27 protein-coding genes are annotated in these 26,836 nt (G+C 63.4%); 13 read left to right on the forward strand and 14 right to left on the reverse strand.

Annotated features, from left to right (window positions below; genetic code table 11):
• Window positions 1-20: 20 nt before the first annotated feature.
• Window positions 21-731, forward strand: coding sequence for an SIMPL domain-containing protein (locus AV059_RS09065; RefSeq protein WP_058994077.1), 711 nt, complete (start codon window positions 21-23; stop codon window positions 729-731).
• A 245-nt stretch (window positions 732-976) separates the two neighbouring features.
• Here AV059_RS09065 and AV059_RS09070 read toward each other — a convergent pair whose 3' ends face one another.
• On the reverse strand, window positions 977-1,972 hold the full coding sequence (locus tag AV059_RS09070; protein WP_058994079.1) for a GTPase: 996 nt from the start codon (window positions 1,970-1,972) through the stop codon (window positions 977-979).
• A 94-nt stretch (window positions 1,973-2,066) separates the two neighbouring features.
• Between AV059_RS09070 and AV059_RS09075 the strand changes: the two genes are divergently transcribed.
• Complete coding sequence (locus AV059_RS09075) at window positions 2,067-2,384, forward strand: ASCH domain-containing protein (protein WP_058994081.1); 318 nt, start codon at window positions 2,067-2,069, stop codon at window positions 2,382-2,384.
• Between the two features lie 20 nt (window positions 2,385-2,404).
• On the opposite strand, the gene AV059_RS09080 is transcribed toward AV059_RS09075, so the two are convergent.
• The 3 genes from AV059_RS09080 to pdxT form a co-directional block, all read right to left on the reverse strand.
• Window positions 2,405-4,342 carry a response regulator gene (locus tag AV059_RS09080; RefSeq protein ID WP_058994083.1) on the reverse strand — a complete coding sequence of 646 codons (1,938 nt, stop codon included), beginning with the start codon at window positions 4,340-4,342 and terminating at the stop codon, window positions 2,405-2,407.
• Between the two features lie 63 nt (window positions 4,343-4,405).
• Window positions 4,406-4,702, reverse strand: coding sequence for a phosphoribosyl-ATP diphosphatase (gene hisE, locus AV059_RS09085; RefSeq protein ID WP_058994085.1), 297 nt, complete (start codon window positions 4,700-4,702; stop codon window positions 4,406-4,408).
• Between the two features lie 36 nt (window positions 4,703-4,738).
• On the reverse strand, window positions 4,739-5,332 hold the full coding sequence (pdxT, locus tag AV059_RS09090; protein ID WP_058994087.1) for a pyridoxal 5'-phosphate synthase glutaminase subunit PdxT: 594 nt from the start codon (window positions 5,330-5,332) through the stop codon (window positions 4,739-4,741).
• A 165-nt stretch (window positions 5,333-5,497) separates the two neighbouring features.
• Here pdxT and AV059_RS09095 point away from each other — a divergent pair, with 165 nt between their 5' ends.
• The gene (locus AV059_RS09095; RefSeq protein WP_058994089.1) at window positions 5,498-6,532 is read left to right on the forward strand and encodes a PrsW family intramembrane metalloprotease; all 1,035 of its coding nucleotides are present in this window, start codon (window positions 5,498-5,500) and stop codon (window positions 6,530-6,532) included.
• On the opposite strand, the gene AV059_RS09100 is transcribed toward AV059_RS09095, so the two are convergent.
• Window positions 6,529-7,107, reverse strand: coding sequence for a riboflavin synthase (locus AV059_RS09100; protein ID WP_058994091.1), 579 nt, complete (start codon window positions 7,105-7,107; stop codon window positions 6,529-6,531). The genes AV059_RS09095 and AV059_RS09100 overlap by 4 nt on opposite strands.
• Before the next feature lie 128 nt (window positions 7,108-7,235).
• Between AV059_RS09100 and AV059_RS22370 the strand changes: the two genes are divergently transcribed.
• Window positions 7,236-7,382 carry a hypothetical protein gene (locus AV059_RS22370; protein WP_195156643.1) on the forward strand — a complete coding sequence of 49 codons (147 nt, stop codon included), beginning with the start codon at window positions 7,236-7,238 and terminating at the stop codon, window positions 7,380-7,382.
• Here AV059_RS22370 and AV059_RS09105 read toward each other — a convergent pair.
• A complete protein-coding gene (locus tag AV059_RS09105) occupies window positions 7,379-8,581 on the reverse strand; it encodes a phosphoglycerate kinase (protein ID WP_058994093.1) in 1,203 nt (400 codons plus the stop codon). The two genes, AV059_RS22370 and AV059_RS09105, sit on opposite strands and share 4 nt — an antisense overlap.
• 336 nt (window positions 8,582-8,917) lie before the next feature.
• Window positions 8,918-9,922 carry a type I glyceraldehyde-3-phosphate dehydrogenase gene (gap, locus tag AV059_RS09110; protein WP_058994095.1) on the reverse strand — a complete coding sequence of 335 codons (1,005 nt, stop codon included), beginning with the start codon at window positions 9,920-9,922 and terminating at the stop codon, window positions 8,918-8,920.
• A gap of 201 nt (window positions 9,923-10,123) precedes the next feature.
• Here gap and AV059_RS09115 point away from each other — a divergent pair, with 201 nt between their 5' ends.
• Window positions 10,124-10,510 carry an Hsp20/alpha crystallin family protein gene (locus AV059_RS09115; protein WP_004590910.1) on the forward strand — a complete coding sequence of 129 codons (387 nt, stop codon included), beginning with the start codon at window positions 10,124-10,126 and terminating at the stop codon, window positions 10,508-10,510.
• A 52-nt stretch (window positions 10,511-10,562) separates the two neighbouring features.
• On the opposite strand, the gene AV059_RS09120 is transcribed toward AV059_RS09115, so the two are convergent.
• Window positions 10,563-11,426: a RimK family alpha-L-glutamate ligase gene (locus AV059_RS09120; RefSeq protein ID WP_058994097.1), complete on the reverse strand. Its 864-nt coding sequence runs from the start codon at window positions 11,424-11,426 to the stop codon at window positions 10,563-10,565.
• Between the two features lie 176 nt (window positions 11,427-11,602).
• Here AV059_RS09120 and AV059_RS09125 point away from each other — a divergent pair, with 176 nt between their 5' ends.
• Complete coding sequence (locus AV059_RS09125) at window positions 11,603-12,034, forward strand: universal stress protein (RefSeq protein WP_058994098.1); 432 nt, start codon at window positions 11,603-11,605, stop codon at window positions 12,032-12,034.
• 57 nt (window positions 12,035-12,091) lie between these two features.
• Here AV059_RS09125 and AV059_RS09130 read toward each other — a convergent pair whose 3' ends face one another.
• On the reverse strand, window positions 12,092-12,289 hold the full coding sequence (locus AV059_RS09130) for a hypothetical protein (protein ID WP_058994100.1): 198 nt from the start codon (window positions 12,287-12,289) through the stop codon (window positions 12,092-12,094).
• A 252-nt stretch (window positions 12,290-12,541) separates the two neighbouring features.
• Entirely contained in the window at window positions 12,542-13,075 is a 534-nt protein-coding gene (locus AV059_RS09135; protein ID WP_058994102.1) for a 50S ribosomal protein L16, read from the reverse strand.
• 229 nt (window positions 13,076-13,304) lie between these two features.
• Between AV059_RS09135 and AV059_RS09140 the strand changes: the two genes are divergently transcribed.
• Window positions 13,305-14,303, forward strand: a complete 999-nt coding sequence (locus AV059_RS09140) for a glutathione S-transferase family protein (protein ID WP_058994104.1) — start codon at window positions 13,305-13,307, stop codon at window positions 14,301-14,303.
• A 108-nt stretch (window positions 14,304-14,411) separates the two neighbouring features.
• Window positions 14,412-14,879, forward strand: a complete 468-nt coding sequence (locus tag AV059_RS09145) for a type IV pilin N-terminal domain-containing protein (protein ID WP_058997528.1) — start codon at window positions 14,412-14,414, stop codon at window positions 14,877-14,879.
• A gap of 36 nt (window positions 14,880-14,915) precedes the next feature.
• Here AV059_RS09145 and AV059_RS09150 read toward each other — a convergent pair whose 3' ends face one another.
• Window positions 14,916-15,968, reverse strand: a complete 1,053-nt coding sequence (locus AV059_RS09150) for a TrmB family transcriptional regulator (protein WP_058994106.1) — start codon at window positions 15,966-15,968, stop codon at window positions 14,916-14,918.
• 175 nt (window positions 15,969-16,143) lie between these two features.
• Here AV059_RS09150 and AV059_RS09155 point away from each other — a divergent pair, with 175 nt between their 5' ends.
• Window positions 16,144-18,162, forward strand: coding sequence for a glycoside hydrolase family 15 protein (locus AV059_RS09155; RefSeq protein WP_058994107.1), 2,019 nt, complete (start codon window positions 16,144-16,146; stop codon window positions 18,160-18,162).
• 141 nt (window positions 18,163-18,303) lie between these two features.
• Here AV059_RS09155 and AV059_RS09160 read toward each other — a convergent pair whose 3' ends face one another.
• Window positions 18,304-19,470, reverse strand: coding sequence for an ABC transporter ATP-binding protein (locus tag AV059_RS09160; protein ID WP_058994110.1), 1,167 nt, complete (start codon window positions 19,468-19,470; stop codon window positions 18,304-18,306).
• 92 nt (window positions 19,471-19,562) lie between these two features.
• Window positions 19,563-21,650, reverse strand: a complete 2,088-nt coding sequence (locus tag AV059_RS09165) for an alpha-amylase family glycosyl hydrolase (RefSeq protein ID WP_058994112.1) — start codon at window positions 21,648-21,650, stop codon at window positions 19,563-19,565.
• 211 nt (window positions 21,651-21,861) lie between these two features.
• Here AV059_RS09165 and AV059_RS09170 point away from each other — a divergent pair, with 211 nt between their 5' ends.
• Genes AV059_RS09170 through AV059_RS09180 form a run of 3 tightly spaced genes read left to right on the forward strand, consistent with a single transcriptional unit; the run spans window position 21,862 to window position 25,193 of the window.
• Complete coding sequence (locus tag AV059_RS09170; protein WP_195156644.1) at window positions 21,862-23,142, forward strand: extracellular solute-binding protein; 1,281 nt, start codon at window positions 21,862-21,864, stop codon at window positions 23,140-23,142.
• A 9-nt stretch (window positions 23,143-23,151) separates the two neighbouring features.
• Window positions 23,152-24,114, forward strand: coding sequence for a carbohydrate ABC transporter permease (locus tag AV059_RS09175; RefSeq protein ID WP_058994116.1), 963 nt, complete (start codon window positions 23,152-23,154; stop codon window positions 24,112-24,114).
• On the forward strand, window positions 24,114-25,193 hold the full coding sequence (locus AV059_RS09180; RefSeq protein WP_058994118.1) for a sugar ABC transporter permease: 1,080 nt from the start codon (window positions 24,114-24,116) through the stop codon (window positions 25,191-25,193). The genes AV059_RS09175 and AV059_RS09180 overlap by 1 nt, the downstream gene beginning before the upstream one ends.
• Here AV059_RS09180 and AV059_RS09185 read toward each other — a convergent pair.
• The gene (locus tag AV059_RS09185; protein WP_058994120.1) at window positions 25,190-25,792 is read right to left on the reverse strand and encodes a DUF4864 domain-containing protein; all 603 of its coding nucleotides are present in this window, start codon (window positions 25,790-25,792) and stop codon (window positions 25,190-25,192) included. The two genes, AV059_RS09180 and AV059_RS09185, sit on opposite strands and share 4 nt — an antisense overlap.
• Before the next feature lie 121 nt (window positions 25,793-25,913).
• Here AV059_RS09185 and AV059_RS09190 point away from each other — a divergent pair, with 121 nt between their 5' ends.
• Window positions 25,914-26,834: a sodium:calcium antiporter gene (locus AV059_RS09190; protein ID WP_058994123.1), complete on the forward strand. Its 921-nt coding sequence runs from the start codon at window positions 25,914-25,916 to the stop codon at window positions 26,832-26,834.
• Window positions 26,835-26,836: the final 2 nt, after the last annotated feature.

The following is a 26,836-nucleotide window of genomic DNA, read 5'->3' on the forward strand; positions in this document are numbered from 1 at the left end:
CTGGGTGTGTCGGAGATGATATGGTATCACGACCACTCGCAATCGCTGGTGTGCTGACATTGCTCGTCGCCGGTGGTGTCGGGTTCGCACTCGCGGATACTGGAACCGTCGCACCGTCGACGAATTCGACCGTGAGCGTCAACGCCGATGCGACCGTCGAACGCGCGCCCGACCGTGCAACTGTCACTGTCGCTGCCGTGGGTCGCGGTGAGACCGCCGAAGCGGCACGCAACAATCTCAGCGGCGACGCTGACGCCATCACGTCGGCGCTGGAAGACGAGGGGGCGACCGTGACATCCTCGCGGTTCCAGATCCGCCCCGAGTACGAGGAGAGCCGAGAGGGCCGCGAACAGGTTGGCTACGTGGCCATCCACACCGTCGAGGCCGAAACGAGCAACGTTTCGATTGCCGGGACACTCATCGATGCCGCAGTCGACGCCGGCGCGGACCGTGTCGAGGGCGTGCGCTATTCGCTGAGTGAGGAGACAAGGCAGGACGCCCGCGAAGAAGCCCTGACGACCGCCATGGACAACGCCCGGACGGACGCCGAAGTCGTCGCCGCTGCGGAGGATCGATCCGTCGGTGACGCTGTCACGGTCCAGACCAGCAACCACGGCCGCCCCGTCGTGTACGCGGAAGCAATGGCGTCCGATGCCGGCGGACGGACGAACATCCAGCCTGGCGATGTCACCGTCGACGCTTCGGTTAGCGTCACGTACGAACTAGAATAAGCCGTTCTTATTCGCTACTGTGGTTCCTGCTCGGCCGTTTTTACACGTCATCTTCCGATGACGACAGCCCCGCGACGGCGACAGCAGTCCTCGCGGGTCGCTTTGCTCCCCGCTCGGCGTTTTCGAGACGCCTCCCGGTGGTCGGCGGTTTATTCAGATAACAATTACAGCCCTCGCGGGTCGCTTTGCTCCCCGCTTGGAGTCTTCGAGACGCCTCCCGGTGGTCGGCGTCTCGCTATGTCTCGCTACTCGTCAAACGGCAGTTCGAGTTCGTAGTCCACCGCGTCGATAGCGGCCTGCAACACGCCGTCGACGTTGTCGTCTTCGGTGACGCTCATGTAGTGGTCGGCCTCGACGTCCGTCGAGAGGTCGCTCTTGTTCGCGATGGTCAGCACGGGCACGTCGAAACGCGCTTCGATGGCGTTTCGCAGTTCCAGCTGGTCCGCGAGCGGATAGCCACATTCGCCACTGGGGTCGATGAACACAAGGACTGCGTCTGCGAGGTGTTCAAGCGCGCTCACGGCCTGTGACTCGATCTCGTTGCGGTCCTCCGGTGGCCGGTCGAGCAGGCCGGGTGTGTCGACGAGCTGGTAGCGGATACGCTGGTCCTCGAAGTGACCGACGCGGATCTGCGTCGTCGTGAACGGATACGAGGCGATCTCGTTGTCGGCCCGCGTGACGCGGTTGACGAACGACGACTTACCCACGTTGGGGTAGCCGGCGACGACGATGGCTGGCTCGTTCGGGCGGATGTCGGGGATGTCTTTGAGGGCGTTGTGCGCGGTCGAGACGGCGGCGAGGTCGTCTTCGACTTCCTCGACGACGTCGGCGATACGGGCGAAGGCCTGCTTGCGGAGTTTCCGGGCGGTGTCGATGTCGCCGCGGGCGACGCGGCTCTCGTACTCCTGGCGGATCTCGACGACCTTGTCGGCGGCCCACGAGATCTCCGAAAGGTGCTGTTTCAGCGCGTCGATACCGGGGTCGTCGTCCGCGGGGTAGGACTCGCCGACGACAGCGTCGGCGAGTTCGACGTAGAAGGGGTCGAGATCATCAATCGTCGGCCACGCGGTCACCACGTTCTCCATGTTGTCGGAGGCGATGTTCGACGCCGTCATCAGCATCGACTGCTGGGCTTCGTTCCCGTCCTTGGCCCCGCCGGCGCGTGACGCCCGCGAGAAGGCTTTGTCCACGAGCTCCTCGGCAGTGGGCGTCGTCGGCAGACCCTCGAAGGGATGGCTCATAGGTTCCGTTGACGGCCGGAGCGTAAAAGCGCGTTCAATCGCGCCCCAAACTGTTGCGAGTCACGCTTTTGAGCGTCCCGAACACAGTTCCGGTATGGCACAGATTGACGCCGGCGAGATTCTGCCGAACGATCACGTCCAGCAGATGGCCGCCGACGGGCGGGTCACTCAGATGCACCGCGGCCACCAGTACGCCGACGAGGGCGACACGTTCGAGATCGACGGCACCGAGTTCGAGGTGACAGACGTAACACACCGGACGCTGGGCGACATGACTGACGAGGACGCACAGCGAGAGGGGTCAGAGGACCTCGCTGCGTACAAGAACCGGATGAAGAAAGTCCACGGCAGCTTCGAGTGGGACGACGACAGCGAGGTCGTCCGCCATCGGTTCGCACCTGTCGACGAGTAGCGCCCCGACGACTGAGCGCCCTATTCTTCCGACACCACGTCGACGCCAGTAAACTCGAAGCATGCGCCGCCAGTGTCACTTTCAGTGAGGGTGACTGTCCAGCCATGCGCAGCGGCGATCTGTGAGATAATCGAGAGCCCGAATCCGGTGCCGTCAGTCGTCGTCGAGTAGCCGCTCTCGAACACCGTCTCCCGGTCGGCTTCGGGGATGCCTGTGCCGTCATCCGAGACGGCGAACCCGCCCGGAATCGCACTCATCGTTATTGTCACGCCCGGACCGTCGTAGTCGCTGGCACCGCCAGACTGCATCTGCTCGTCCGTGGCGCTGTGCTCGATGGCGTTTCGGATCAGGTTTTCAAGCAACTGCTTGAGCCGCGTTGCGTCTGCCTGTATCTTGCGGTCGGTGTCGACCACCAGCGCCGCGTCGCCGGTGTCGACCACATCCCAGCAGTCCTCGACTGCCGTTCCCAGTGCCACCGTTTCCATCTCGGTGATGCTGTCGCCGGTCCGGGCCAGCAACAGCAGGTCGTCTATCAACGCCTGCATCCGCTCGAGTGCCTGCTCTATCGCAGCGATGTTGTCGTCGTCACACTCCTCTTTCAATGCACTCAGCCGACCAATAGCGACGTTCAGTGGGTTACGAAGGTCGTGACTGACGACTGTGGCGAACCGTTCCAGGCGGTCGTTTTGCGTCGACAGTTCCTGCTCACGGTCACGGAGTTGTCTGTCGCGCTCGACGGCAGCGAGGGCCGCCTCCATATTTGCCGCGAGGACCCGTCCAGCGACGATATCTGCTTCGTTGAAAGCGTCGACAGTCGCCGATGCGGCGATGAGAAGGCCGTGTTCCCCCAGTGGCAGATATAGCTCGCTGCGTATCGGCGTCTCGGGGTTCTGCACGTCCTCTTCTAGCCGCACGTCCGGAACTGCGGTCGGCTCGCCCTGTTCGTACACCCGCCAGGCAATGCTGTCGCCCTGCTCGAACGTCGGGATATCACCGACCAACTCCCGAGCCGACGCGGTCGCGGCGACGGGCTCTAACTGCCCGTCGTCGTTGAGGAGGTGGACGGCATTCGCGTCGAGCCCGATAATCTCCGCGGCCGCGTTGACACCGATACCGGCGACTTCGTTGTGGACTTCGGCGGCCATCAACTGCCGGGTGGCCTCGTGTAGCGCTTCGAGTCGCTGCTCGCGCTCGTCGGTATCGCTTCGGTCGCTGATGACGGACACTGTGCCGTCGTCGCCGTCCCAGGTCACGTCACACGCTGTGATGCTGGCTTGGACGCTGTTGCCGGCCAGCGTCCGTATCATCCGTCTGGCCTGGCCAGCCGTTTGGTCGTCCTCAACGACGCGTTCGACGGTCTCGACTCCGCCGTCCGCCGTTGGCTCGACGAGTTCAGTCAGCGCTTGGTCGCGGAGTTCGTCGCTGTCGGCGGCACTGAACAGATCAACTGCTGCCGGGTTCGCGTACACGACGGTGTCGGCGACGCTGACGAGGACCGCATCGCTTGTCGCGTCGAGAATCCGTTTCGTCCGTGTCTGTGCGGCGTCGGCTGTTGCTTTCGCTCTGACTCGCTCGACCGCGTTTCGGACCCGCTTCCCGAGCACGGCGTACTGCTGGGTCCCGTGTGATTTTTGAATGTAGTCGGTGACTCCAGCCGAGACTGCCTCGCTCGCGAGCGACTCGCTCCCCTGACTTGTAAACAGCAGAAACGGTATGTCCGGGTCTCTGGCGCGGACCGCTTCTAGAAACTCCAGCCCGTCGGTACCGGGCATATCGTAGTCGCTGACGATGCAGTCCACGTCGTGCTCGTCCAGATACGACAGCCCGTCCGTAGCGCTCGTGACCCCGGTGGCGTCGATCGCCCCGTCGTTGCGTTCGAGATGTGTCGCAATGAGGTCGGCGTACGATGGTTCGTCATCGACACAGAGGACTGTAACGCCCGACGCCACATGGCCCATACTCCCTGATATGCACCGTGTTAGTGTCAATCTGTCGTACGCTGAACCTGACGAGAGGTGGTCTTACCGTCGCTTCGCCAGTTCCACCCGCAAATCGTCGACATCCATATCCTTCATTGACAACAGGACGAGCAGATGATAGACGATGTCGGCTGACTCGTGGGCCAGTTCCTCGGTATCGTCGTCTTTCGCCGCCAGAATCAGTTCCGTGGTCTCTTCGCCGAGCTTCTCCAGTACGGCGTTTTCGCCCTTCTCGTGGGTGAACAGCGACGCAGTATAGGAGTCCTCGGGCAGGTTCGCCTTGCGGTCCTCGATGACAGCGAACAGTTCGTCGATAACGTCGCCGGTGTCGTCGTTCATAGCCGCCGTTCGGTTAGCGGGGCCTTCAGGCCGTCGCTACGACTCCACGGAGTCGAAAAAGGCCAGGTCGTGGATGCGCGGGTCCTCGGTCAGTTCGGGGTGGAATGACGTGCCGACGACCGGTCCGTCACGGACCGCGACCGGGCGGTCGTCCCACGTCGCCAGCACTTCGACGTCCTCACCCACGTAGTCGATGACCGGTGCGCGGATGAACACCGCCGGGAACGGGTCGTCGAGCCCGGTCACGTCAAGCGGGGCCTCGAAGCTGTCTTTCTGTCGACCGAAGGCGTTGCGTTCGACGGAGACGTCGATGACGTTCAGCGTGTCGACGCGGTCGTCCTGTGCGTCGGTCGCGCTGACGATGAGCCCGGCACACGTCGCCAGCACCGGCTTGCCCGCCTCGATGTGGGCCTGGATTTCCGCTGCGATGCCCTCCCGGTGAATGAGCCGCGAAATCGTGGTGGATTCGCCGCCCGGTAGCAACAGGACATCGCAGTCCGGGACCAGTCCTGCCTCGCGTATCTCGACGACCTCAGCGGTCCGGTCGTGGGCTGCTGCTGCCCGCTCGATTGCGTCCCCGTGTTCAGAGACATCGCCCTGAACCGCGAGTACACCCGCGCGTAGCGTCATACGTCCCTGTTGGTGGCCCCGTGCGAAAAGCCTCTCGTCTCCTGCAAGTGTCTGTCTCGGCAGGGGCTGTCCTGGCTGAGCACAGTATCGTCCCTCCCGCCACCCAGTGCTCCTTGGTCATAACCGAACCAAACGGTTAGGTGAGACGGGATGCAGACGTGAGACATGGGAAAGCGACGGCAGGACCCGGTCGAGGCAAACGCTGACGGGTCTGCTGATCTCTACGAGATATCGACTTGGGAGCCCCGGTCGACACTGGACCGGTTCGCCCACTGGCTCTACCACATCGGAATACGGACCCTGCGGTATCTGGTCATCCTTGCGGCCATTCTGATCCTCCTCCTGCAGCTCGCGTTCGGGAGCCTCGGCGCACTCAGCGACCAGCCACTGTTTGCCGGGATGGCGATTCTCTCCGCCGTGCCGGCGCTCGGACTCGCGGCCTACATCTACTATGCTGACGTGACTACGCCGGAGCCGCTGACACTGCTCGTGGGGACGTTCCTGCTGGGCGTGCTGTTTGCCGGCTTTGCCGGTATTCTCAATGGCCGCTTGGGCGATCCGGTGCAGGCAATCGGCTCCGGGTTCGGCCTGGTGCCGTTTCTCGGACAGGTGTTCTTCTTCTTCCTTATTGTCGGTCCCGTCGAAGAGACAGTGAAGCAACTCGCGGTGCGTCTGTACGCCTTCCGCGATGACCGCTTCGATACCGTTGTCGACGGCGCGGTGTACGGTGCTGCCGCCGGTCTTGGCTTTGCGACCATTGAAAACGCGTTGTATATCACCCAAAACGCCGAGATGGCTACCGGGACAGTTGAGTTACTCGCCGCCAGCAGCGACATCACTGCGGTCAGAGCGCTTGCGGGCCCGGGCCACGTCATCTACTCGGCCTTCGCCGGTTACTACCTCGGCCTGGCCAAGTTCAATCCGGACGATGCCGGCCCGATCGTCCTGAAAGGGCTGCTCATCGCTTCGCTCATCCACGCCGTCTACAACACGCTGGCCGGCCCAGTTACGGCCATTGCGGCCACGATATACAACGTCGACTTCCTCGTCGCGTTCTTCGGCTTCGTCATCGTGTACGACTCGATCTTCGGCCTCCTGTTGTTGAGGAAGGTTCGCGCTTATCGGCAGGCGTACACCCGCGCTCACGAAGACCCGGACGAGACCGATATTCGCCCGGAACAGACCGAGTTCGACCCTTAAGCAAGCTGTTCGACGTACTTTGCGACCACGTCGACCTCCAGATGTACCGGATCACCGACCGACTTCTCCGACAGCGTCGTCTCGGCGTACGTCGTCGGGATGATCGCCACGTCGAACGCCTCAGAGCGACGGTCGGCGACAGTGAGACTGATGCCGTCGACCGTTATCGACCCTTTCTGGACCAGATAGTCCCGGTGGGCCTCAGGCAGGGAGAACGTGAACGTCCAGTCCTCGCCTTCCTGCCCGATACCGACGATTTCGGCCGTCGTATCGACGTGGCCCTGTACGATGTGGCCGTCGAACCGGCCGTCGGCGGGCATCGCCCGCTCAAGGTTCACCCGGTCCCCACCATCGAGGTCATCGAAGAATGTCCGGGCGAGGGTTTCCTGAGCGAGAAACACCTCGAACCACTCGCCGTCGGCTGCCTTCTCGACGGTGAGACAGACGCCGCTGACGCTGATCGACTGGCCGTGGTCGAGTCCCTCGAACGGCGCGCCGATTCGCATCCGGCGCCCGCCCTCGTCGTCAATAACCGCCTGCACCTCGCCGGTCGTCTCGACGATTCCGGTGAACATATGCCAGATACGGCGCGGCTGGCGGAAAGCACTTCGCTTCCCGGAGACGTAACATAGACTCGGAACCGAGTAATTATTTACGCTCGGCTTGCAGAAGGAATTTACACTCGCCGCTGGTAACGCGGTGTATGGCAGCCACGCCCGACGCTGACCACAACTGGACGACCCGTCACGCACGGACGGAGCCGACCGAAACCGGTCGGATCGTCGAGGTGCCCGACGAACTAACCGGGGACTGGGACCTGCGACACGCGGAGACGAAAGGTCGAAGTTAATCCTGCAGCACTTCGACGCCGACCAGATCTGCCCCGGTCAGCGCCCGGATGTAGGCCCCGCCCGCGATAGAGACGTGGCCGAACTCGTCCTCTTCCATTCCGTACATCTCGATAGCTCGTGAGGTGTCGCCGCCGCCGACAACGGAGAAGCAGTCGGTGTCGGCGATGGCTTCGAGCACGCCAGCAGTGCCGACCGAGAACCGCTCGTCCTCAAACATCCCCAGTGCGCCCTTCACGAAGACGGCCTCGGAGTCGCGAATGATAGGCGAGTACTCCATGACCGTCTCGCTCCCAACGTCGAGGTAGGAAACGCTCTTCTCCTCGATGTCGTCGACGGCCTGCTCAGCGCGGTCACCGTCGTCTTCGTAGGCTAGGTCGACCGCGAGCGTGATCTGGTCGCGGTGGTCTTCGAGCATCGTCTCAATCTTCTCGCTGTTTGCCTCCCATTGCTCGTCGTAGAGGTTCGCGTCGTCGATGTCGTAGCCGACCGGGTAGCCAGCGGCCCGCAGGAACAGCTCCCCGGCGATACCGCCAAGCAGGAAGTCGTCGACTTTCTCGTCGAGATGGGTCATCACGTCAATGACATCTGTTGCCTTCGTTCCGCCGACGACCATCGTCACCTGCCCGTCGAACTCCTTCTCGGCAATGGCGGTGTTGGCCTCGTACTCGGTTTCCATCACGCGGCCCGCGTAGGCGTCCATCACCAGCGGGAAGCCCACCAGCGAGGCGTGCGAGCGGTGGGCCGCGGAGTAGGCGTCGTTGATGTAGGCATCGAACTCGCCTTTGAGCGTCTGGACGAACTCCGTCTGTGACTTGACTTCCGGGTCTTCCTCGGGCAGTTCGTCGTCGCACATCCGCGTGTTCTCCAGAACGAGCACGTCGCCGCCGTCGAGATCGGCGATGTCGTGAATCGCCTGTGGCCCGTAGGTCTCGTCGACGAAGTCCACGTCGTGGTCGATGTGTTCCGCGAGGATGTCGGCGTGTTGCTCGAGTGAGACGAAATCGTCACGACCCGGGCGACCCTGGTGGGCCAGCACCGCGACCTCGAACCCGCGGTCGATCAGTTCGTTGATCGTCTCAGCGTGGCGGTCGAACCGCCGGTTGTCCTGTACCACGCCGTCCTCTACCGGTGAATTGAGATCAAGTCGAACGAGAACGCGCTGTCCGTCGTCGAGGTCGTCGAGCGTCTGGAAAGTCATCACTCAAGAGGAAACCTGCCGGCCGCTTAACGGTTTCCGAGTCCGAACAGCGAGTGGCCTGCTGGGGGAGTAGCACCGGTATCTGCTCTGGTTGCCACGGTAAAATGGGGGTGGGAGAGGGGTGGGGTGGGAAGTCGGTGGAGACACCTGCGCCGTACACAGCCGACACCGGGTCACAGCGTGTCGATTGCGGGCACGGTTGTCTGTGCTGACACACAGAGACGGCCAGTGGTCAGGCACTGGCTCGGGCTCTCTGTGTATCGAAACCTAGTGAACAATGATTATAAATCTTCCTGCCGTTGCCAGTCGGGTCTCCCCGAAGCAGTCGGCCAGCGATTACTCCGTGATGTACTCGGCCACGTCAAGCATCCGGTTCGAGAAGCCGTACTCGTTGTCGTACCAGGTGAGAATCTTCGTCATCCCGGAGACGACGTTCGTCGACTGCAGGTCGACCTGCGTGGAGTACGGGTCTCCGAGGATGTCGGAGGAGACGACATCCTCGCTCGTGACGCCCAGCACGCCTTCGAGTTCGCCGGCGGCGGCCTCCTCGAAAGCGGCGTTGACGTCACTCTCCGTCACGTCGTCGTCGAGGTCGACGACGAACTCGGTGATAGAGCCGTTCGGCACCGGGACGCGGATGGCCATCCCGTCGAGCTTGCCCTCAAGCTCGGGCAGGACCTCAGTGGCCGCCTGCGCGGCACCGGTCGAGGTCGGGATGATGTTTTCGGCGGCTGCGCGACGACGGCGGGGCTTGCCGTTCGGGCCGTCCATCAGGTTCTGCGAGCCGGTGTAGGCGTGGACCGTCGTTAGCTGGCCGGCGTTGATGCCGAATTCCTCGTCGAGGACCTTCGCGACCGGGGTGATGGAGTTGGTCGTACAGGAGGCGTTCGAGACGACATCTTCGCCCTCGTATTCGTCGTGGTTGACGCCGTAGACGAGCTGTTTGACCGGTTCGTCGCCCTTTGGCGGGGCGGAGATGAGGACCTTGTCAGCCCCGGCGTCGAGATGCTGGCTCGCGTCTTCCTTGGTGCGGAAGATGCCGGTCGCCTCGAAGGCGACATCCACATCGAGGTCTTCCCACGGGAGCTGTGTGGGGTCGGTTTCGTGGAAGATGCCCGCCTCGAAGTCGGTCCCTTCGACTGTGAGGACGCCGTCGTCGACGCTGGCTCCTTCGAGTTCGCCCATGACGGTGTCGTACTGGGCGAAGTAGTCAATCTCCGAATCGTCCATCACGTCGTTGATACCGACGACTTCGACGTTGTCGTTCTCTAACGATGCGCGGAATACGTTGCGGCCGATACGGCCGAAGCCGTTGAGGCCGACACGGACTGGCTCACTCATTGGTGTCTAGAGAGGCAGTCGGTCAGTGTAAAATGTTTTCGGATTTGTTGTAAATTTGTGTTTGTTTATGCGTGTTCGGGCTCGAATGATTAATAGTGAGGGTGCTAGCCCGACTGAGGGTGCCCCCTCGACAGTGTCAGCTAACAGGGACTAGGTTCGTCCGAAGGCTTTTGAAACGGACGGACGTACTGGTCTATAGGAATGAGACGCGATGACAGTGACGACCCGTTCGACGAGTTCTTCCGGGAAATAGAGCGGATGATGGACGAGATGATGGGGGCCGAAGGCGACGTCCACATCGACCGGGACACCGGTGGCGGTGGGGCCGACCTCCACGTCGACGTTCACGAAACCGACGAGGAGATCCGGGTCGTCGCCGACGTTCCGGGCGTCGACAAGGACGCAATCGACCTCAAGTGCGACGGCACTGTCCTCACGATCAACGCCGAAAGTCCGGAGCGCGAGTACCACGAACGACTGACCCTACCGACCCGCGTCGACGAACACTCCGCCGCCGCGACGTACAACAACGGCATCCTCGAAGTCACCTTTGACCCCGAAGAGGACTCCGCGGACATCGAACTGTAGCGCGCACAGTGCACCGTCTGTTTTTAAACACGAGAACAGCGCACTCGCTTCGTTACTGCTCCGCTGTTTGCCGTATCAACGCCGCCAGGTCGTCCCAGAAGCCGTCCTCGTACTTCGTTGCCGAGTCGATCGTCGGCCGGGCGTTCGTCTCGTTGACCACTGCACGGTCCTCGGTCACCAGCAGGTCGACACCGAGGTACGGAATCGCCAGTTCGTCGGCCGCGTCTTCTGCCAGTTCCCGCAGCGCTGCTGGTAGTGCCTGCCCTTCAGCCTCGGCCCCGCGGTGGACGTTGTGTTTCCACCGGCCCTGCTCGCGGCTCGCCTCGGGGAGTCGACGTTCGACCGCGCCGACGTACTCGCCGTCGACGATCATTACCCGGTAATCGGCGGCGTCAGCGATGTACTCCTGCACGAGAAACGACTGGTCGCCGACCGCGCGGTAGTCGTGGACCAGATCGAGGTAGTCGACGATGCCGAGAAACGAATCCAGGTCGTGGGCCTTTGCGACGCCGACGCCGCGGGTCGTCGAATTCGGCTTTATGACCACGGGTGGGTCGAACTGTTCGAACGCCGCGGTCAGCTCGGCTTCACTCGCCGGGTTCGACACGACGACCGTTTCGGGAACGGGCACGTCTGCACGGCCGAGGCGCGCCAGTACGTCGGCCTTGTTCCGCGAGCGGAGGATGGCCTCGCGGTCGTTGACCCACGGCACGTCCAGCATGGCGTCGGCGACCGCTCCCTCCATGATTCGGGAGGGATAGACGAAGCCTACGTCGTATTCGTCGAAGGGGCTCTCGTCAAGCGGCAGCGTTCGCTCGGCCGTTTCGACGTGGCCCACCTCGATATCCCGGGCCGCCAGCGGGGCCTGCATCCGCTCGAAAGTCTCGGCGTTCGTGGCGACGGCCAGCCTGTGCATGGCTTTTGGTTGTCGTGGAGAGATAAAACACGCTCGCAGCCACACAGTTGAGGCCCTGTCGCGCGCCTCGTTCCGGCCGCCACAATCCACAGAATAGCGGGTAGAGTGGATGAATACGCAACTATCTACAAAATTGTCAGACAAACACTAAGTATGTTGGGGAAAATAGGCCACGCGTGTACGACGATATCCTCTTTCCGACGGATGGGAGTGACGGTGCAGACGAGGCGCTCGCACACGCGCTCGAACTGGCAGCGACGCACGACGCGACGATTCATGTGCTCTCTGTCGTCGATTCGACGTATCTCGGGAGCGCCGCGGCAGAAGCAACGACCATCGAATCGCTGCAGCAACAGACCGAGCAGGTCATCGACGAGACTGTCGACGATATCGCCGCCCACGGCGCGGCCGTTGTTGCCGAGCACCGAATGGGCGACCCATACGAGGAGATTATCGACTACGCTGAGACTGCCGGTGTCGATATGATCGTCATGGGAACCCACGGCCGGAGCGGTCTGGACCGGTTTCTGCTGGGGAGCGTTACCGAGAAAGTTGTTCGGACGGCGGACGCGCCGGTGTTGACGGTCCGACTGTCCGGCGATACGTAGCGGGCACCCGCTAGCAGCGCCGGCCACCCGTGTGGTGTGGCAGGCCGTTCTGCCGAGTCACTCACCGCTACGACTTCGCCGGAGCACCCACAGCACGAGGAGCGCGCCCTCGACCCGGGCGGCACTGTACACCCACGGGCGCAGGGTTATTTCGTCGCCATCTGTCGTCGCGAGTCTCATCCAGAAATCGACGACTTTCCGGGGCCGGAGCAGTTCGAGGACGCCGAGGGTCAAGAGCATGAGTCGGAGTACCATACTGGTGGTACGCGGAACGGGCGCAAGAAGATTATGGGTGCTGGTACCATGGATTAAGAAGCACGCCCCGAGTGTATGGGTTCGCGATTGAGACACGGCTCAGTATCCTGCGGAGCGGCACGGAAAACGAGGCCGAGGGCGGCGAGTTGCGGACGTCTCGCCCTGCGAACGGCGAGCGAACACTGCTTGACTTACGCGACCAGCGGGTCTTCGTCGTGTTTTGCGAACGGCCAGAAGACGTTGTTGACCGATTTACGCGATCAGCTTCTCTTCGCCGCGTTCGACCTTGATGCGGCAAGAGGGCGTGATCTTGTTGTAGGCACGGCGGAACGCTTCCTTGACGTGCTCTGCGTCTTCGACGTTACAGTAGGCGGTGAACAGCTGTTCGCCGGCCTGAACGCGGGCGGCGGTGCCAACGATCTTCCCGAAGGCGGCACGCATCCCGTCGGAGACACGGTCGGCTCCGGCACCGGTCGCCTGCTTGTTCTCGCGCAGGACCTGGTGGGGGAACTTCCGTAGCGTCATCTTGTAGTCACCCTCTTCGCCGATCTCCTTGATCAGGTGGCGGTTGGCCGACAGGCGGGAGGCCTCCAGCGAGCCGTGACGGAGCTGGACGGTCTCCTCGACGATGAGGCTGATCTGGACGGGGTAATCGTCGGCGTCCTTCTGCTTACGGCCCATCTTGTGCTGTGCGATCTTCGACCCAGGAATGCCTGTGATGTATTCGCGTCGGGTGTACGCGGGCTTGTCGATGTCCCGGTACATTGAGGCGGGTTTGTCCGACATAGGTACTCTTGGAGAATACGTCGCCGAGCGGCCCAATAAGGGCTTCGAACCCGCCCGGCAGCGTGCCGTGGTGTCCCATACACCGGTGTGCGACCGCCAGCGGCCCCGGACTGACCGTTGCTGTCGTTGCTGGGGTCCCTGCTCTCGGTAGTCCCGGAACATCGGTACTGGCCCGGTAACACCGCTGTCACCGCGCTCTTTTAGGCTTTGCACGCGTACGACTGTTACCATGAATATGCTCGTCGACGGCGAGTGGCGGACCGACGCGTACGAAACCACGAACGAGGACGGGGCGTTCGATCGGCAGGACACGACCTTCCGTGACCGGGTCGAGGACAGCCCCGACGCGCGGTTCCAGCCCGAAGCCGGCCGGTACCACCTGTACGCCTGCCGCGCCTGTCCGTGGGCCCACCGGATTCTGGTCGCCCGGAAGCTGCTGGGACTCGAAGACGCCATCACCGTTGACTACGTCGACCCGTTCCGCGGCGAGGGCGGCTGGCAGTTTACCCCTGGGAAGGCGGGCTGTACGTCGGATACAGTCAACGGATCGGAGTACCTCCGTGAGGTCTACGTCGCGGCCGACCCCGACGCGACCTGCCGCGTGACGGTTCCGGTGCTGTGGGACAAACAGGAGGAGACAATCGTCAACAACGAGTCAGAGGAGATCCTCCGGATGCTCGATACTGAGTTCGACGATGTGGCCGACAACGACGTCGACCTCTACCCCGAGGGGTATCAGGACGAGGTCGACCGCATCATCGACGACATCTACGAGCCCATCAACAACGGCGTCTACCGCTGTGGCTTCGCGAACAGCCAGTCGGCCTACGACGAGGCCGTCGAGGAGCTGTTCGACGCCCTGGACCACTGGGACGCCGTCCTCAAGGACCAGCGCTTCCTCGCCGGCGACCGCCTGACGGAGGCGGACATCTGTCTGTTCACGACGCTCGTTCGCTTCGACGAAGTGTACCACACCCACTTCATGTGCAACCACAAGCTCATTCGCGAGTACGACAACCTCTGGCCGTACCTCCGGGATCTCTACCAACTCCCCGGCGTCGCCGAGACGGTGAACATGGACCATATCACGGAGCACTACTACACCACTCATCCCGACGTGAGCCCGAAGCGTATCGTCCCGATGGGTCCCGATCCCGACTTCGAGGCTGCCCACGACCGCGATGAACTGCCGGGCGACCTTCCCGAGACGCTGTTCCCGACAGCGTAACCGGGCAGTTTCGCGGTCGGATATCGAACACTGAGTCGACGCTGTTCCTTTTATATACCCAGTTCTCACCTGTGTTCAATGAGTCGGGTAGACGGGCGAAGTCGGGCCGTGAGCCCAGTTATCGGCGTCGTTTTCCTCGTCGGAGTTGCTGCAATTCTCGCCGCCACCGTCGGTGTGTTCGCGCTCAGCTTCAGCGAGCAGCAGCCGACACAGGCCCCACAGGTCGCTATCGTGGCCGACTACAGCGAGCGGACCACCGGCAACGGGGAGTATCTGAACCTCAGCTTCAGCAGCGGTGAAACCGTCTACCGGGACAATCTCACTGTTGTTGTCTCCGGTGCCAAGCGAACGGACGGCAGCGCCGTGACGCTCGACACCGATCCGATCCAGGCACAGGCTTCGACGCGGATCACGTCGGGGACACAGATCACGATACATCAGGGACAGTTCACTGGGAGCGGCGCACCACTGGACCTGAGTGACGCGACGCTTCGACTCGTCTGGAACCCCGTGGACGATCCGGAGTCGGAAACGTACGTCATCTATCGCTGGCCGGACCCGAGCCAGCGCAACTGAACGGCTGTTTTGGCTCCGCTATCGGACTGGCTCTCCTCACTCGGCCAGCGAGAGCGTGACCTCGTCGGTTTCGTAGTCCTCGAGGAACGACCCGGAGCCGCCCAGCGAGACAGTCCGGTCGCCGATGTCAACGACCAGCGTGTGTTCGATGGGGTAGGAGTTGGTCCCCGGCTCGGCGACGCCCTGTTTCGTCTCGACAACGGTCCCCTCGATGGTCGTTGTGTCGTCGTCCGCCTGTACTGCCCGTACGTCCGCGGAGACGTGGATGTTGTGGCCGGCGCGCAGGTGGAGCGTGGTCTGGAGGACGGCGTGGCGGAAGTCGTGGTAGGTGGCGGGGAGCGGGGCCGGGTCGGTGACGGTCTCCTCGGTGGCCATCAGCCAGTAGTTCCCGAGGAACGACCCCGACAGCACGGGGACGAGCTGTTGCTGGACGAAGGCAATAGCACGCTGGTCGGAGTTGGTGCGTGTCACCATCTCGGCCGGGGAGACGAGGCCGAACTGGGCATCGACGGTGAGCATTATCGGCATCGGCTGGTTCCAGGACCGGACCACGGAGGCCAGCCCACTCACGTCGTCCGGGCGCAGGTCGTCGGCGCTGCTGACGACCAGCATCACGAGGACGCCGCGGTCGACGGCCGCACCCAGTTCCTCCGAGATCTCCGGGAGGTACTGCTGGGGAACTGACAGCATGATTTCACGCTCCGCGTTTCTGATGTACTCCGTGAGCCGCTTGATCACTGTCACCCGCGACTTGATGACATCGAACTGCTGTGGTTCCCGCGCACTCGCCGAGTATCGGGAATCGAGCGCCCCGCTCATCTCTTCGAGCCGGTCGGTCAGGGCGTCGATGACCTCCTCGGGCGGCCGGGCGCGGATCGTCGTGGGCACGACGTGGTCGTTGACCTCCACGAACCCGCGGTCTTCGAGCGATTCGCTGATGCTGTAGACGTACCGTTTGGAAACGCCGGTGTCGTCGGCGATTTCGCTGGCTGTGGCCTCGCCGCTGCCGAGAATCGACAGGTACGTGTCGACTTCCTTCTCGGACAGGCCCAGTTGCCCCAGCCTGTCCCTGAGAGTCGAATCGTCCATCTGTTCACATCTGGTAACGGCGGCGGATAACTGTGTTTCGGTGCTGTATGGCCCGCCAACACCTCCGAAGCCGCCGCAACGGAACCGTATCGTCGACTAGCCCACCACCGCTGTTCACAAGAATGAAAAACTATTACACCATATTTTATATTCCCCGCAGTGGTGTCTCTCACCAATGACGCTCCGGACGGCACTTAACGACTTCAAGCGGACGCGGGACCGCCGCCACCAGTTCCCGGGTGAACTCCGCTCTACGACGGGCAGTTTCTCCGGACTCGACAGCCGCTTGGTGCATATCGACAACGACGGCTCGCTGCGGGACTACTCCTATCCGCTGTGTGGGCTCACAGGAATTGACCGCTCGCGGTTCGGCATCGAAACGGGTTCGACGACGTGGTTCAGCGCCGACGCCGACCAGCGGTATCGGGGTGACGCAGGCGTCGTCGAGACAATCCACGACTGCGGCGACTGGGCCGTCGTCCAGACGGACTGCACCATCGAGCAGGCCCACGTCACCCGGTTCGAACTTCGCGGCGACGCGCCCGCCGACGTGTCGCTTCGGGCGTTCGTCGATTTCGCACCAAACGGGCGGACCGGCCAACAGAGTCTGTTGATGCACGGAAACACCGTCGAGGCCTACCACCGGTCCGAACACGACTTCATTGGCGTCTCTACCGAACTCGACACTGCCGCGGGCCAGATTCCTGAGCGGTTCCCCGAACTCGTCGACGACGACCCGGTCTCGTTCCCTCGGGACACCGGAGCGCGCCGGTACGAGGATACGACGCTTACCGGCGGTGTCCTGCTGTCCGCGCCGTTTGTCGACGGCGGCGTCACGCTGACGACGCTGCTGACGGACACGAACGAAACCGGGCGTGACGCGGCGCTGTCGACCATCGACCGGCTGGTGAGCGACCATTACACCTCGGAGACGCTGCTCGAAGCAGGCCAGGCACAGCGGCGATGGCGCGTCCCCGCGGACACGCCGAGCCGCGAAAGCGTCGTGGCCGACCTCCGCGTCCTCTCGCTGTTATCGGCCGCGAACGGGGCCAGAATCGCCGCGCCGGACTTCGACCCGTACTACGTCACCTCCGGCGGCTACGGCTACACGTGGTTCCGCGACGACGCCGAGATATCAGCCTTCCTGCTCGAAGCCGACGGGACGTTCGACCTCGGACTCGATGCGTGGCACCAGCGCTCCGCTGAATTCTACTGTCGCACGCAGCAACCGGACGGGAGCTGGCCCCACCGTGTCTGGCCCGGCGACGAGACGCTGGCCCCGGGCTGGGCGAACGCCCGGCTCGAAAGCGGTTCGGACGCGGACTATCAGGCCGACCAGACTGCGAGTGTGACCACCTTCCTCGCGACGTATCTCCGGACCGGCGAGCCGGCCGACCCGGAGTGCATCGAAGCCACGCTCGGGCGCGCCGTCGAGAGCATCGATGACACGTTGGCTGACGACGGCCTTCCCATTGCCTGCCAGAACGCCTGGGAAAATATGCAGGGCCGGTTCACGCACACCGCTGCAACCTTCTTGCACGCTTACGCGGCCGTCGCCCGCGCGCCCGTTTGTGCCACGCTCCGGGATCACGCCCGGTCACAGGCCGAAACAGTGCTGTCAGCCCTTGATGCGCTGTGGACCGGTGACCGCTACGCCCTCCGCGAACACGACAGGACCATCGACGACCGACTGGACTCCGCGACGCTGGCCCTCCCCGCTGCCTGTCGCGTCGCTGCCGAGGCCATCGACCTGCCGGCGGAGACCCGCGACCGGCTCTACACCCACGTCGAGACGACACTCGACGGGCTGGAACGGGACACCGGCGACATCCGCGGCCTCGTCCGCTTCGAGGGCGACGACTGGCGGTGTGGCTCACAAGACCACGAGAAAATCTGGACCGTCTCGACGGCGTGGGGCGCAAACAGTGCCGCCCAGCTGGGTGCGCTCCTGCGTGATGCCGACGACAGCCGAGCAACGGGGGCCTACGCCCGGTCCCGGGATCTGCTGGGGGAGATTCTCCCCGGCGGCTCGCTCGTTCAGTCCAGCGGCTACCTCCCCGAACAACTGTTCGACGATGGGACGCCTGACTGTGGCACGCCGCTTGGCTGGCCCCACGCGCTCCGGCTGGCAACGGTGGCCCACCTCACTGACGCCGAGGAATTCACTGCCGAACCACTGAGCGCCCGCGAGTGAACTGCTGGGTCACTGGTCGCCCGCGGGTACCATCTTTCGCGGACCACGCTGCTTGACGTTGGAAAACATAGCGGATGGCCGTAGGGACTCTATAACTAGTCGAAAACAGCGACTACGTCTGAGCTTGGAGCACTTATCGCCCTACTGCGGCGTTGCGACAGGCGCGTCCTCGCCGGCCGTGACCGCCTCGCCGGTCTCTGTATCGAACAAATGGACAGCGGATTCGTCGAACGACACCTGTACTTGGTCGCCGATGGCCGGCTCCACGTCGGTGCTCACCCTGGCGATGAAATCCGGCGCGCCGTCGCCCTCGAACCCGGCCTTCGATTGGCCCAGATCGAGATAGAGGTAGTTGTCGCTACCGATGGGTTCGAGCACGTCGACCGTCGCCGGGACGGCGTTCTGGTCGCCGCCGTCGCTGACCGAAACGTGTTCCGGTCGGATACCCAGCACGTACGACCCGCGCTGGCTGTCGCCGAAGGCACTGGCGCGGCCGCCCGTGAGGTCATAGGAGAAGTCGTCGTTAGCGCCGGTGAGTCGCACGCCGCTGCTGAGCGGCTCCGCGGTCACGTCGAGGAAATTCATCGAGGGCGAGCCGACGAAGCCGCCGACGAACTGGTTCGTCGGGTTCTCGTACACCGTCTTTGGCCGGCCGGCCTGCTGGAGCTTCCCGTCGTTGAGAATGACGATGCGGTCGCCCATCGTCATGGCTTCTTCCTGGTCGTGGGTGACGTAGACAGCGGTAATTCCGAGTTCTTCTTGCAGGCGCTGGATTTCCGTCCGCATCGTCGTCCGGAGCTTCGCGTCGAGGTTGCTGAGTGGCTCATCGAAGAGGAACACGTCGGGCTCGCGGACGATGGCGCGCCCGAGTGCGACCCGCTGCTTCTGCCCGCCGGAGAGCTGGTCCGGCGTGTCATCAAGCAGGTCCCCGATACCCATCATCTCCGCCGTCTCGGTGACTCGCTCCTGTCGTTCCTCCTTCGAGAGGTCCGTGCTCATCCGGAGGCCAAACGCCATGTTCTGCCGGATGGACTTGTGCGGGTACAGCGCGTAGTTCTGGAACACCATCGCCACGTCGCGCTTGCGGGCGTGGACGTCTGTCACGTCCTCGTCGCCAATGCGGATACGACCGCTTGTCGGCCGCTCAAGCCCGGCAATCATCCGCAGTGTCGTCGATTTCCCACACCCCGACGGGCCGACGACCGTTACGAACTCCCCATCGTCGATGGACAGATCGATGTCGTCGACCGCCACGATGGAGCCACCGTCGAACTCCTTGCGGAGACCGTCTAGTTCGAGACTCGCCATTACACAGAGTCTCACACCCATCGCTAATAAGTTTGATGGGATTTTTCATAGAAGTTCTAGCAGAGTCGATGCAGGCATGGAACCGAGCGCCGTCAGCGGCCGTTCGGCGCTGATACCACAACGATATCGCCGACCTCGACTGTCCCGTCACTGCCGATTGGAGTGTTGCTGAGAAGGTCAGTGTCCCCGACTGGGCTGTCCAGTGAGACGCTCGCCGTGCCGTCGCCGAAGTGCAGGACGACCACCAGCGCCTCATTGCCGTCGGTGCGTTCGTACGCGACGACGCTGTCAGGATCGCCTGTCTCGACGGTGTGTGGAACCGGGTGTACCTCGGGCGCGCGCAGTGCCGCGTGGTCCGCTCGCAGCGCCACCAGTTGCCGGTGGAAGTCGGTTAAGTCGTTGTCGCCGTCGTGCCAGCGCATCGTCCCACGTTGCTGTTCGACGCCGCGCTCCTGGCCGGCGTATATCATCGGCGTCCCGGGGAGCGTGAACGTGGCTCCGACGGCCGCCCGAAGCGACGCGGCCCCGTACTTGTCGAGGTAGCGGTCTTCGTCGTGGTTGTCGACGTACCGCATGTGGCCGGCACGGTCGGGATAGCCGTGCTCGGCCGTCGCGTCGAGCGCCTCGAACAGCGCCGACGCCGGTTCCTCGCCTGCCCCGATGTCGCGGAGCGTGTCGAACAGGTCCGTGTCGTAGTGGACGTCGAACTCGTTTTCGGCGAAAGCGGCGTCACGCGGGACTGTCTCGTCGAGTAGCAGGAACTCCGAGTCGTCGGCTTTCACCCGCTCCCGGACCTCCTTCCAGAAGCCGTGTGGCACGCCCCAGGCCACGTCACAGCGGAACCCGTCGACCACGTCGCGCCACTCCTCGACCACGTCGAGCATCCAGCGCCGAACGTCGAGCGAGTCGTAGTCGAGGTTCGGAATCCGCGTCCAGTTGAAGTAGTGCCCCGGCGCATCCTCGCCCGCCCAGTCGATGTCGGAGACATCCTGTGACGCCGGGATCCGTTCGTAGTAGTCGGCGTACTCGGGGACGCCGGCCCGGTGAAGCTGGAACGCCGGGTGGTCCCGCGAGCTGTGGTTGATGACTAGGTCGAAGACGACCCGAATCCCGGCGTTGTGAAGTCGGTCGACCAGCGACTCGAACTCAGCGCGTGTTCCCAGGTCCTCGGCGGTGTCGAAGAAGTCAGTGATGTGGTAGCCATGGCGGGTCGGACTCGCCTGAACAGGGGTGAGCCACACCACGTCGACGCCCAGTGACTCGATGTAGGGGACCCGCCGCTCGATGGCCTCAAAGGTCGTGTCGACGGTTTCGCCGGCGAACGACCGGACGAATATCTCGTAGATGGTGGCGTCACTGGCCCAGGCTGGCGGGTCGGCCGGCCGCGAGACGGACACTGCCTCGCCTGTGCCCGCATCCTCGTTCTCCGTGCCGCGTTCCACGACCAGCGTGTCTGCAACGCTGTGGCGCTCGGCGGCGGCGACCGCGTGAATCCGGGCCGTTTCAGGCAGTGCTTCGCGTGGGACTCGGAGTTCGTCGCCGTCGACAGTCACGGCCGACTCTGACAGCACACCTCGACCGTCGAGATAGAACTCGACTTCCGGTTCGCTCCCCGACGAGGCCGCGCGAGCGTCCGCAGAGACGACGAGGTCCGCATTCACCGTTTCACTGGTGAGTTCGACCCGGGGACGACCGGGACCTTCGATGGTGACCTCGTCGGTCGCGGTCGACTCGAAGGAGCCGTCAAAACTGAAAATTGCGTGGTGGGTCCCCGGCGGGAGTTCGGTCTCGATGACCCACTCGTCACCGTCGCGCTCGGCCCAGTGGGTTCCCATCCTGAAGTCGTTGAACGTTCCAATGACGATGGCGCGGTCGGCGACGGCGAGATCGTCGTCGTCGAAATCGTCCGCTGTGACGCTGAATCGGGCTGTCTCGGTGACGCCCGGGAACGCTCGGACGACCTGCTCGTGTGTACCGTCTGCGACGGTTAGCTCGGCTCGATAGACACCCGGGGCGTCGGGTTCGAGGTGGCAGACCGGACCATCGCCAAGCGTTGCCGTACTCGCTGCTGGCTGCTCGACTACCCGCCACTCGGCAGTCATTTTGGGGTCGGGCTGGCGCGGGGCCAGTTCCACCGATTCGCCGACGGTGGCGAACCGTGGCGGTCCTGGATGGTGCATACGCCTACGGTGCGGGGTCGGTACTGTGAGTGTTACGCTTCCGATTAGATTTTAGAAAAAATATTACTTCGTTTGTTCTACTACGGCCGGTTTGCTGAAACCGATACACAGCGAGGCAATTTCACACCGACTCTCGGAATCTATCATCATTGTCTCCTTCTATTTCCGAATGATTTAAGTTGTGAAAGACTATTTCATCCCATATCTATCCATGACAATGGAACGACGGACGGTGCTCAAGCGGATCGGCGGTGTCGGGGCGGCTACAGCCCTTGCTGGCTGTAGTGTGCAAGAGCAGGGCAGTGGCGGCTCGGAGGGGGGAACGGCTTCCGGCGATGGCTCGGGCGATGGGGCAAGCGGCGGGAGTCAGCAGTCCAGCGGGACCGCGACGGCGTGGTATCAGCTTCAGGATTCGGAGATACCTGCACGCGAGGACGCGATGGAGACGTTCGCGAGCGAGACGGAGTTCGGCGTCGAGGGGTCAGATATCTCCAATATGGAAAAGAAGACCACGAGCGCGATTCCGGCCGGGCAGGGGCCGGAGGTCTTCGAGTGGGCACACGACTGGGTTGGCGACTACTACCAGCGGGAGTTCGTTGTCGACCAGTCCGACGAACTCTCCGTGAGCTTAGACCAGTTCACGGACGCCGCCGCCTCCGCCGTCCAGTTCGACGACGCCGTCGTCGGCCTCCCGCACTCGGCGGAGACGGTGACGCTCATCTACAACACGGACATCGTCGACGAAGCGCCCGAGACCATCGACGACATGGTGTCGGCCATGGAATCGTACCACGACCCGAGCAGCAGCCAGTACGGCCTCGCTGCGCCGTTTGACCCGTACTTCACGAGCGGGTGGATACAGGCTTTCGGCGGCTACTACTTCGACCCGGCGCAGGACCCGGCGCTCGGGCTGGATGCCGACGAAGCTATCGAGGGGCTCCAGTTCGCTCTCGACACCCTCCGTCCGTATATGCCCGACGACCCGAACTACGAACCGCAGGCTGCGACGTTCTCGGAGGGGAACGCCGCCTTCGCAGTCAACGGGCCATGGTATCTGGCGACGCTGAACCAGAGCGACGTGAACTACGAAGTGGCGACGTTCCCTGCCATCGACGGCGGCGAGGTGACGCCGTACACCGGCATCTCGATGTGGTACTTCGCGGATGGGATGAGCGAGGGCGGGGCCGACGCCACGGCCGCCCGGAACTTCGTCGAGTGGTTCGCTACCAACGAGGACCACGCCACGCGACTCGCTGAGGAGCAGGGTTCGATTCCGGTGCTCGACAGCCTCGTCGGCAGCGACGAACTCCCCGACCACGTCCAGACGTACTCCCAGACCGTCAGCCAGGGGGTCCCGATGCCGACCGACCCGCGCATGAACAAGGTGTGGTCGCCGCTTGAGAACGCTCTTATCGAGGCGTTCAACGGCGATTCGAGCGCCGAAGACGCACTGACGACTGCCGCCGAAGAAATCCGCAGCAACTGGGAGTAAGAAACGCCCATGAGTACGGTTTCACGAGCGGCGGACCGCATCGAGTCGGTCCCGTTTCTGACGCGGGACGACGCGTCGTTACTGCTAGTGCTCCCGGGGCTGTTCGTCTTCTCGGCGTTCATGCTGTTCCCGGTCCTCTACTTGCTAGGTATCTCCTTTACCAACGCCGAGCCGGCCAATCTGTTCGCCGGTGAGGGCGTCATCGCCGTGCTCACGTTCGGCGACGCGCTGTTCGTCGGGCTAGAGAACTACGCCGACGTGCTGACTGATGGCCAGTTCTGGAACTCCTTTGGCGTCACCTGGCTGTTTGTCGCCACGAGCGTCACGCTCAAAATCGGGGCAAGCCTGGCTATCGCGCTCATCGTGACCAGCGAACTCGTCCGCGGCAAGCGTGTCCTGCGCTCGCTCATCATCTTCCCGATGGGGCTGCCGCCGATTTTCACTATCACCGTGTGGCGCGGCATCTTCAGTTCCGCCGAGTTCGGGCTGATGAACCAGCTACTGACCGCGTTCGGGGCGAGTTCGGTCGCGTGGCTCTCGGGCCGCTGGACTGCCTTCGTCGCGTACAACGTCACGGAGGCGTGGCTGGCGTACCCGTTCATGGTCATCATCACCGTCAGCGCGCTCCAAGACGTGCCCGAAGAACTCCACGAGGCGGCCGTCGTCGACGGCGCGGGCTTTCTCGCACGCTTTGCCCACATCACCCTGCCGTCGATCAAGCGGCCTGTGCTGTTCGCATCGATTCTGACATCTGCGGCGTCGTTCCAGCAGTTCCTCATTCCGTTCGTGTTCAACCAGGGCGGCCCGGCGCGGGCGAACGAACTCATCGTCGTCTACGGCTACCGTGAGGCGCTGTCGTTCCAGCAGTACGGTCGTGGTGCGGCCATCAGCATCATCGCGCTCGTGTTCATCGGCGCGTTCATGTGGCTCAACGTCAAGAAAGGGAAACTCGCCGACGGGGTGAACGACTGATGTTGCTCGGTGCAATCGCCCGGAAGCTCAGCGATGACATCAAGACGTTCGCAACGATGCCCGCCCGAACCGTTCGAAAGTGGTCCTACACTGTGCAGGCGGTCCGTCGCGGCGAGCTACCCGCGTCGGAGGTTCTGAAAGTCATCCTCTCGACGATTGGCGCGACACTGGTCGTACTGGCACTGCTCTTCCCGATCTACTGGATTCTGATGGCGGCTCTCTCCGGCTCCGGAAGCTCGCTGTACACCTCAGAGAGCTTCTCACTGCTGCCATCCAATCCGACGGTCAAACCGTTCATCTGGGTGATCGGTGACCTCATCGTGCCGTCGTACTCGATCTCCGCCGCCATCCCGTTCACCGACCTCGCCTTTGTGTTCCAGACGCCGGGGATCGAAATTCTGGACGCCTCCGACTACGGCGTCGACCGTCCGTCGGATTTCAAGCACTTCCTCTGGAACAGCCTCATGGTGGCGATTCCGACCGTGCTGATCGCGATGTCGCTCATCATTCCGGCAGCGTATGCCCTCTCGCGCCGGGAGTTCCTCTTCCGCCGAAAGGTTCTGTTCCTCTACGTCCTGATGACACAGGTCGGCGGCGGCCTCGGCGTCGCCCTGCTCATCGGGATGTACGCGCTGTACGTCCAGTTCGGCATTAACGACAGCAAGCTGGCGCTTGCAGTGTACTACGCAGCGACCGCCGTGCCGTTCAATACGTGGCTACTGAAGACCTACATGGACGGCATTCCGGTCTCCTACGAGGAGGCCGCCGTTGTCGACGGTGCGCCGCCGTGGCGGGTCGTCACCGAGGTCATCATTCCGATGTCGACCGCCGGGCTGGCGACGGTGTTCATCTTCGTCTTCCTCACCGGCTGGACGGAGTTCGTCGTCGCCCAGACGCTGCTGGGGACGGAGAACTACACGCTGCCGGTCGGCCTGTACGCGATGGTCGACGAGTACTCCATCCCGTGGGCGCGCTTCTCCGCGTTCGCGCTCACCTTCGCCTCGCCGATCATGCTGGCGTACCTGTTCGCCCAGCGCTACATCGAGGGCGGCCTCTCCTTCAGCGGGATGGAAGGTTAGGCCGGCGCGACGCCGGCTGTCATCCAGCAGCCCTCGTAGGGCGCTTCGGTCTGCTTTTCGACCGTCCACCGGTAGCTCGTCGTCGCTCCGGTCCCGTTGACGACCGTCACCGGCTGTGACGCGGTGTTGCCATCGCGGTCGAGCGGCCCGTACCGCACGCCCGTCGCGTTCAGGAGCGGTTCGAATCCGCTCTGGATTGTCCGGACGAAGTTCGCGTACGGTCCTGTCAGGTCCCGGTTCGACGGGGACGCGAACTGCCAGGTGGTGTTGATGCCCTCGTTCGTCGCCGGGTCGTTGTTCTGCAGCGCCAGCACCTGAATGTGGACAACGAGTCCCGGTGGCCGCTCGCAGTTCGGTCGTAGTTCGAGGACCCGCGGCTGTGTCACCGCCGACCTGTTGGCGTCGACGGAGACGTTGCCCCAGTACTCTTGGTCGGCATCCGGTACGGCCGTCGTCTCCGCGGCTCTGTCAGTCGGAACGGGTGCGGGTGTCACCGCGGATTCTGCAGGTGACGGCCCGCCGCCGAACAGCGCTCCGCACCCGGCCAGGAGCGCGACGACGCAGACGACTCCCAGCCGGACGCCCCTGTGCTGTGTCATACAATCTCATGTGGCTCTACGACCTTCGCTGTTCGGTCGTCGCTCACGGCTGCACGACCGCCGCTGGTCGCTGTCCGTGGCGGTCAACGCTTTTGAGCCATGCGCCTCTCGTTCGGGACACATGGTGGTTGTTAACGCTGCTGGCCTTTTTGCCGGTCTGGCGCTTCTCCTCGTTGGCGCCGACAGGACGGTGCGGTCGGCGGCCGAGCTTGCCCTCTATTACGGGGTCTCTACGTTCTTCGTGGGTGTCACCGTTATTTCGGTCGGCACGTCGATCCCGGAGATGACCACCTCGGTGTACGCCGCGACCTATGGGGCCGGCGACCTGCTTGTCGGGAATATCGTCGGCTCCGAGACGGCACAGATCACGCTGGCTATCGGCCTCGTGGCGCTCATCTCGCCTATCGCTGCGGAGCGACGGAACGTCCTGATATACGGCGGCGCGATGGTGCTCGCCATGATTATCATGATCCTCACGCTGGAGGACGGCATCACCCGCTTGGAAGGGCTGTTGATGATGCTCGCCTACCTCATGTTCATCCACGACCTCTACTCCACCGAGGGCGGCGAGGAAATCACCGAGGAGGTCATCGAGGACGAGGAACCGCCGGCGCGGGCGCTACCCCAGATCGCCGTCGGGATCGTTCTCGTGATCGTCGGCGGCCACCTGCTGGTGACCAATGGCGTCGCCATCGCGACGGTCGCGGGCATCCCCGAGTACCTCGTCGGGGTCCTGGCTGGCCTGGGAACGACGACCCCGGAGATCGCCGTCGCCGGTATCGCCGCTCGCGAAGGCCGCGAAGGTATCTCCGTCGGGTCGCTGCTCGGGAGCAATATCACGGACCCGGTGTTCTCACTTGGCGTCGGCGCACTAGTCGCAGACGTCACGCTGGCTGACCCGGCGGCCGTCGCCGCGTCCGTGACGTACATGCTGGTCGTCTCGCTCGTCGTCCTCGGACTGCTGTACTGGCGGCGGGGCATCGGACGCCGAAGCGCGGTCGTCTGTATGCTCCTGTATCTCCCGTCGCTCGCGCTGTTCTGACC

The sequence above is a fragment of the Haloarcula sp. CBA1127 genome (genome assembly GCF_001485575.1).
Lineage (GTDB): Archaea > Halobacteriota > Halobacteria > Halobacteriales > Haloarculaceae > Haloarcula.